Source organism: Halorubrum kocurii JCM 14978 (assembly GCF_000337355.1).
Lineage (GTDB): Archaea > Halobacteriota > Halobacteria > Halobacteriales > Haloferacaceae > Halorubrum > Halorubrum kocurii.
In genome coordinates, this window is the sequence record NZ_AOJH01000015.1 from 1 (window position 1) to 7,072 (window position 7,072).

Annotated in this window: 7 protein-coding genes; 3 read left to right on the plus strand and 4 right to left on the minus strand. The window is 65.4% G+C overall.

Going from position 1 to position 7,072, the window contains the following annotated elements:
- Positions 1-338: 338 nt before the first annotated feature.
- The gene (locus tag C468_RS01785) at positions 339-668 is read right to left on the minus strand and encodes a non-histone chromosomal MC1 family protein (protein WP_049911891.1); all 330 of its coding nucleotides are present in this window, start codon (positions 666-668) and stop codon (positions 339-341) included.
- 297 nt (positions 669-965) lie between these two features.
- Here C468_RS01785 and C468_RS01790 point away from each other — a divergent pair, with 297 nt between their 5' ends.
- The gene (locus C468_RS01790) at positions 966-1,169 is read left to right on the plus strand and encodes an AbrB/MazE/SpoVT family DNA-binding domain-containing protein (RefSeq protein ID WP_004048031.1); all 204 of its coding nucleotides are present in this window, start codon (positions 966-968) and stop codon (positions 1,167-1,169) included.
- Between the two features lie 130 nt (positions 1,170-1,299).
- The gene (locus tag C468_RS01795) at positions 1,300-2,355 is read left to right on the plus strand and encodes a quinone-dependent dihydroorotate dehydrogenase (protein ID WP_008847166.1); all 1,056 of its coding nucleotides are present in this window, start codon (positions 1,300-1,302) and stop codon (positions 2,353-2,355) included.
- 25 nt (positions 2,356-2,380) lie between these two features.
- On the opposite strand, the gene C468_RS01800 is transcribed toward C468_RS01795, so the two are convergent.
- Both C468_RS01800 and C468_RS01805 read right to left on the minus strand, forming a co-directional pair.
- Positions 2,381-5,053 (minus strand): valine--tRNA ligase, encoded by a 2,673-nt coding sequence (locus C468_RS01800; RefSeq protein ID WP_008847167.1) that lies wholly within the window; start codon positions 5,051-5,053, stop codon positions 2,381-2,383.
- Between the two features lie 82 nt (positions 5,054-5,135).
- On the minus strand, positions 5,136-5,390 hold the full coding sequence (locus tag C468_RS01805; protein ID WP_008847168.1) for a hypothetical protein: 255 nt from the start codon (positions 5,388-5,390) through the stop codon (positions 5,136-5,138).
- Positions 5,391-5,969: 579 nt separating this feature from the next.
- Here C468_RS01805 and C468_RS01810 point away from each other — a divergent pair.
- Positions 5,970-6,212, plus strand: a complete 243-nt coding sequence (locus C468_RS01810) for a ferredoxin (RefSeq protein WP_008847169.1) — start codon at positions 5,970-5,972, stop codon at positions 6,210-6,212.
- 296 nt (positions 6,213-6,508) lie between these two features.
- Here C468_RS01810 and hemB read toward each other — a convergent pair.
- Positions 6,509-7,072, minus strand: a 564-nt coding sequence (gene hemB, locus C468_RS01815; protein WP_008847170.1) for a porphobilinogen synthase, incomplete at its 5' end; no start/stop codon positions are given.

The window sequence follows — 7,072 nt, forward strand, 5'->3', positions numbered from 1 at the left end:
GGTACAGCCAGCGACCTGGATGACACCGAACTACCACGGCTCACATCAGATTTCCTCTTACGCCGGAGCGCAGGGGGCGAAATCCTCATCTTCGCGGATCTGATTATTCCCTTCGAGGGGACATAAACCCATCGAAGCGTTTCAGACCCAGCGAAACCGGGCCGAGTTGAACGGCCCGAGTTCGCAGGTGCGTTCTTCGCATTAGTCACGATGGCCGGGTTGTATTTAACCTCGTCGAACTACCGGCGCCACGTCATGCGGTTTCATGACGGGGAAGTGTGAACGGACGGATAGCTACGCGGTCTGGCACAGCAAAAAACGCGGTCGGCACTCGAAGGCTACTCGTCGTCGATGTACTCGATCCCCTGTTTCGAGACGTTCGCCTTCGTGATGTCGTCGAGGTCGTTGAGCCAGAAGTCGTCGTCGGCCTCGTCGACCTCGGGGGCACTGTCTTTCCAGGCCCAACCCTCGTACTCGTGGACCTTTTGTGTGCCCTTCTCACGGAGCCGGAGCGTGACTCGCTCCGCCTCCTCTTCTGAAGGCGCGGGCTCAAGCGTTCGAGCGGCTTTGAGCGCGGCCTGACGGGGCATGTTTCCGGAGAACTCACTCGGTTCCGATCCGTCTTCCTCTCGAAGGGCGAAGTTTCGCTTACCGTCTTCACGTACCATGGTTTATGCTCCATGCGAACCCAACACACAGTCTGTAATAAATATATCGGGGAAATGAAAGCTGGACTGCAAAACATTTATATACTGACTCCGCACGGGCTAGCGGTTTCGACTGGTCACTGGAGCGGTTCGAGAAACGATCGGGGATAGCGAAGCAACTCCGTGGCCCGAGATCCGACGCCGATCGATCGCAACGTTGGGCGAACGACGCGGACGGAACGGGCGTCGCGGGGAGGCCTGTTCGGGTAAACAACACTTATGTGTCTGCTATGGCGAAGTGCGACCAGTACAACCGCGATGGTCCGTAAAAAGAAGCTCAGCCCCAGTGGCGCCAAGGACGACGAGGGGGAGTACCACAACGTCCACGTGAATCTCCACGAAGACGAGCTCGCCGTCGCCGGGATGGAGATCGGCGACGAGGTTTTCGTTCGAGTCCGAGACGGGAAGATAATCATCCAAAAGGCCGACTCCAGCCCCGAAGACCTCGAGCACGACTTCTGAGCCGGTTCGAAACCTCCGCCGAACCACGTTTCCAAGAGCGGATCGAGACGCCGGGGAGACGAGTTGCGCGCGAACTGTTCTTTCGACGGCGGTCGGCGGATTGATTGCCGTCCGTGACGAGACCGAAACGATGGGCGCGTACGATCTGCTGAAACCGGTGCTGTTCGGGCTCCCGCCTGAGACCGCACACGGCCTGACACACCGGCTGTTACGGGCGGTACAAACGACGCCGGTGACCGACGTCCTCCGCGATCGGCTCGCCGTGAACGACCCCCGTCTACGTGTCGAGGCGTTCGGAAACGAGTTTCCGAATCCCGTAGGCGTCGCGGCGGGCTTCGACAAGAACGCGGAGGTCCCGCGGGCGCTCGCCGCACTGGGGTTCGGCCACGTCGAGGTGGGCGGCGTTACGGCCGAGCGACAGCCGGGGAACCCGCGACCGAGACTGTTCCGGCTGCGCGAAGACGAGGCGCTGATAAACCGAATGGGGTTCAACAACGAGGGCGCCGACATCGTTGGCGAACGGCTCAAGCGAGAGCAACTCCCGGAAATACCGGTCGGGATCAACATCGGGAAGTCGAAGTCGACGCCGCTTGCCGAGGCCCCAGACGACTACCTGTACACCTACGAGCGCGTCGCGGGAGCCGGCGACTACTTCGTCGTCAACGTCTCGAGTCCGAACACACCGGGCCTTCGTGAGCTCCAGAACCGTGCGGCGTTAGAGAAGATACTCGGTACGCTCGCGGACGCGGGGGCCGATCCCCTCCTCGTGAAGCTCTCACCGGACCTCCCAGAACCGGCCGTCGAGGATGCGCTCGGGGTCGTGGACGATCTGGGCCTCGACGGCGTCATCGCGACCAACACGACGACGTCCCGTCCGAATTCGCTGAAAAGTCCTCAGCGGGCCGAGCGCGGTGGGCTCTCCGGGAAACCGATCGAATCGATAGCCACGGAACGGATCCGATTTGTCGCCGAACGCACCGACGTTCCGGTGGTCGGTGTCGGCGGGGTCTCGGACGCAAAGGGCGCGTACGAAAAGATACGAGCGGGCGCGTCAGTCGTACAGTTGTACACGGGACTCGTCTACGAGGGGCCCAGCCTCGCACGCGAGATCAACGAGGGAGTCCTCGACTTGCTCGATCGGGACGGATTCGACTCGGTCGAAGCCGCCGTCGGCGTGGACCTGTAGTCGGAGCTGTGCCAGGAACGGTCTATTACCCCTCGTCGCGGACGATGACGACCACGTCGTCGGCCTCTAACAGCTCGCCGTCGCCCTGGTACTGCCGCTCCTCTTCGACGGCGAATTCCTCGTCGACGAGCGTGACGCCCGCCACGTGGAGCTCGTCGCCGTCAATCTCGTACTCCCCCTGCGCGAGCGCCGCCTCGATGTCTCCGACCTGATCGCCGTACTTCGGACCGACCGTCGCGTAGTCGAGGTCGATCCCGGTGACCACCGTCTGGACCGGCGCGTCATCGTCGGGGTGGACGGTGAGGTCGGCGACGTGCATCACGCCGGTGATGTCGTCCTCGAAACCGTGGACATCGGCGTACACCTCGACCGCGTCCAGCTCGGCGTTGAGCGGGAGCTGGTTCTCGCTTTTGTACTTCCGCAGCGTCCCGACGACGGCGGTGGCGGCCGCACCCGCGTCCTGGTTGGCGTCGATCCCGATCGGCTCGGGCCAGTCGGCGAGGTGGACAGAGTCGCGGGCGCCGTCGGCGGCAGCGGCGTCGGTCGCCGGATCGCTCGCGGCGTCCGCGTACATGTCGTGCCACAGCTCCTCGGTGACGTGCGCGAGCAGGGGGGCGAACAGCTTCAGAAACCGCCGGTGAGCGGTCCGAAGCGTGTACGCCGCGGCGTCGTCGTCCCGCTGCTTGGCGATCTCGAGGTAGTCGTCACAGAACGTGTTCCAGAAGAAGCTCCGGAGCTCATCGCGGGCCTTCGAGAACGCGCGGTCCTCGAAGAGTTCGGTGAGCCGCTCGACCTCGTCATCGAGCTCGGCGAGCAGCCACCGATCGAGCTCCCGGAGCTCCCCGTCATCGGGCTCGTCGGGATACGACTCCGGCGCCAGCGACTCCACGAGCTTGGAGGCGTTCCACAGCTTGCGGATCAGCTTCTCGCCCGCGCGGAGGTCTTTCTCCTTGAACGGGAAGTCGTCGCCAACGGCGGTGCCGGCGGCCCAGTAGCGCGTGGCGTCGACCGGGAACTCCGCTAACACCGCCTCGGGCTCGACGACATTGCCGACGGACTTGGACATCTTCTCCCGGTTCTCGTCGAGGACGTGGCCGTTGATCATCGTCTCCTCGAACGGGACCTCGCCGGTGTGCTCGTAGCACTTCACCAGCGTGTGGAACAGCCAGAAGCTGATGATGTCGTGGCCCTGCGGGCGGAGGTCGAACCGATACAGCTCTGGGTGTTCCATCGTGAACTCCCCGGCGTCCTCGTCCCAGTCCCAGCCGGCGTTAATGAGGGGAGTGAGGCTGGACGTCGCCCACGTGTCGAGCACGTCGTCTTCCGGTTCGAACTCGTCGTGCCCGCACGCGGGGCACGCGTCGACGGGCGGGTCGTCAGAGAGCGGATCGACGGGCAGGTCGGCCTTCTCGGCGACGACGACCTCGCCGCAGTCCTTGCAGTACCACACGGGAAACGGGATGCCGGAAGAGCGCTGGCGGGAGATGAGCCAGTCCCACTGGAGCCCTTCGACCCAGTGCTCGTACCGGCTGAACATCTTCTCCGGGGACCATTCCATCTCCCGGCCGATTTCGAGGTACTCGTCGGTCTTGTCGAGCATCTCGATGTACCACTGTTTGGTGACGAGGAACTCAACGCTCGTGCCGCACCGCTCGTGGACGTTGACGGTGTGGCTGATGTCGCGGCGGTCGAGCAGCGCGCCCGCCTCGTCGAGGTTGTCGACGATGGCCTCGCCGGCTTCCGAGGAGTGCATCCCCTCATACTCCTCGGCGACGTCGGTCATGTGACCGGACTCGTCGATGGCGACCCGGAGGTCCAGGTCGTGGACCTGGTACCACTCGATGTCGTTCTGGTCGCCGAACGTACAGCACATCACGACGCCGGAGCCCGTCTCCATATCGACGCGCTCGTCCGCGATGATCGGCACCTCGTGGCCGAACAGCGGGACCTCGGCTGACTCGCCGACGAGACCCTGATTCTCGTCGTCGTCGGGGTGGACGAAGACGGCGACGCAGGCCGGGAGGAGTTCGGGGCGGGTCGTCGAGATGACGAACTCGTCGGCGATGTCGTCGTCGTCGCTCCCGGCGACGGAGAAGGCGATGTCGTTGAAGTGACTCGCCTGCTCGTCGTCTTCGGTCTCGACCTGCGAGATAGCGGTCTCGCACTCGGGACACCAGATCGCGGGCGCCTTCTCGCGGTACTCGCGGCCCTGATCGTACAGGTCGACGAACGAAAGCTGGGAGACGCGCTGGACGCGCGGCTCGATCGTCTGGTAGGTGTGGTCCCAGTCGACGGAGACGCCGAGCGACTGGACGTTCTCGGTGAACTGCTCCTCGTACTGCGCGCAGACCTCGCGGCACTTCGCCTGGAACTCCCGGCGCTCGAAGTCCTGATGGCGGATGTCGAGTTCGTCCTCGGTCAGCCGCTCGGAGGCGATCCCGTTGTCGTCGTAGCCGAACGGGAAGAACGTCTCCCCGCCGTTCATGCGCTCGAAGCGCGCGACGAAGTCCTGAAGGGTAAATCCGTACAGGTGGCCCATGTGGAGGCTCCCCGATACCGTTGGCGGGGGCGTGTCGATAGAGAAGACCGTGTTCGGGTCGACCGGGTCGTCGTCGGGGTAGGCGTACGTCTCCTCGTCGACCCATCGCCGCTGCCACCGCGGCTCGACGGTGTCGGGGTCGTACTCACCACTGGGCATTTCACGCTCACGTTCCGCCGGTTCCCCCTTAACGGCCTCGGTTGTGGGGGCGCGCGCTACGCCGCGTCGTCCGCCTCGGGACTCACACGACGTCGTCGAGGTCGTGTTCCGCAGCCATCTTCGAGGCCTCCGACGCGAACCGCTCGACCTCGTCGGCCGGGCTCTCCCCGAGCGCGGACTCCTCGACCTCGCGGCCGGCGGTGACGCCGTCGCCCGTGACGAGCCGCTGTTCGGCGAGTTCCTTCGTGTGCATCCGCTCGCCGTCCTCCGTGGCGTAGGTGAGCCGCACGAGCCCCTTCGAGTCGAACTGCCGATCGACGAGCCAGACCGTGGTCATACGTGGCGATGGGTGCCTGCGACGCTTAAAAAGGACGGTCGCGGTGGGCGGAGCGACGAGCGGGAGAGTTCGATCTCGATGATTGCGGTTGGCGTGCGCCTCCGAGTGGCCGCCGGAGGCGGCCGCGAGGAGCGTCGCGCGAGGGAGTCGGCCACTCTCCGCGTCGCGGAGAGTGGCTGACGAGGCTGGGGNGCCGCGAGGAGCGTCGCGCGAGGGAGTCGGCCACTCTCCGCGTCGCGGAGAGTGGCTGACGAGGCTGGGGAGGTGTGAGGCTGCGTTCCCGTGAGCGACCGACGGGAACGAGCAGGAGCACGGACGTCGCAGCCCGCGCAGCGAACGCAGTGAGCGAGCAGGAACAGGGCGAGACCGAAGGTCTCGATTGCTCACGCGGTGAAACCGTGTGACCGTCTTCCGGTGGTTGCGGTGCGGGACGGGGATCAAAGGGGCAGCCGTCTTCACGGCCGGGGCTTTGGAGGAGTCCGCCGCAGAGGCATCGACCCGCGATCGGTCAGTCACACGATTCAGTGATCCACCGTAAGCCGTCGTCAGCGCTTTGTACCGCCTCGTCGAACGGAGGGTATGCGCGTGAAGTTCGACCGCGACACCTGCGTCGGGATGTACCAGTGCGTCGCCGAGTGGGACGCCTTCGAGAAGAACCTGAACGACGGGAAGGCCGACCTACGAGGGAGCGAGGAAGAGGACGAAGACGTGTTCGTGGTCGAGGTGCCCGACGGCGAGGAGTTCGACGCGAAGTTCGCGGCGCGGGTCTGCCCGGTCGACGCCATCGAGGTGTACGACGATGACGGCGAACAGGTGGTGTGACCGATCCGAGTTTTTGTTTATAAATAGCGGTTGGCAGATCGGCTGCACCAAACACCTCCAAAGCCCCAGCCGCGACAACTCGCGGCAGCGGGCCGCTTCGCGCCGGCGACTGCCCCTTTGAGTCCCCCCCGACTGCACAGCAACCGCACCTCACCCCAGCCTCGTCGGCCACTCTCCGCGACGCGGAGAGTGGCCGACTCCCTCGCACGCGCTCCTCACGGCCGCCACGGCGGCCGTTCACAGGCGCGCACCGAGGTGGACAGATGTTGAGAGCGTCAGTTCTCACCCGCTGCGGGTTATAAACGCTCGGCCAGATCCTCGGCGAAGTACGTGATGATCAGGTCCGCGCCCGCGCGCTTGAGCGACAGCAGCGACTCGTGGGCGGTCTCTTCCAGGTCGAGCCACCCCTTCTCCGCGGCCGCGTGCAGCATCGCGTACTCGCCGGAGACGTTGTACGCGGCGATCGGGTGATCGAACTCCCGCCGGAGGTCACCGACGATGTCGAGGTACGGGAGCCCGGGCTTCACCATCAGCACGTCCGCGCCCTCCTCGGCGTCGATCCGCGCCTCTCGGAGCGCCTCGCGGCGGTTCGCGGGATCCATCTGGTAGTGGCGTCGGTCGCCGAACGCGGGCGCGCCGTCGGCCGCGTCGCGGAACGGGCCGTAGAAGGCGGACTCGTACTTGACGGCGTAGCTCATCAGCGCCACCGCCTCGTGGCCCGCGTCGTCAAGCGCCTCGCGGATCGCCCGCACCTGCCCGTCCGTCATCGCCGAGGGGGCGACCATGTCCGCGCCCGCGTCCGCCTGCGAGACGGCGGTCTCCGCGAGGAGCTCCAGCGTCTCGTCGTTCTTCACGGTGAG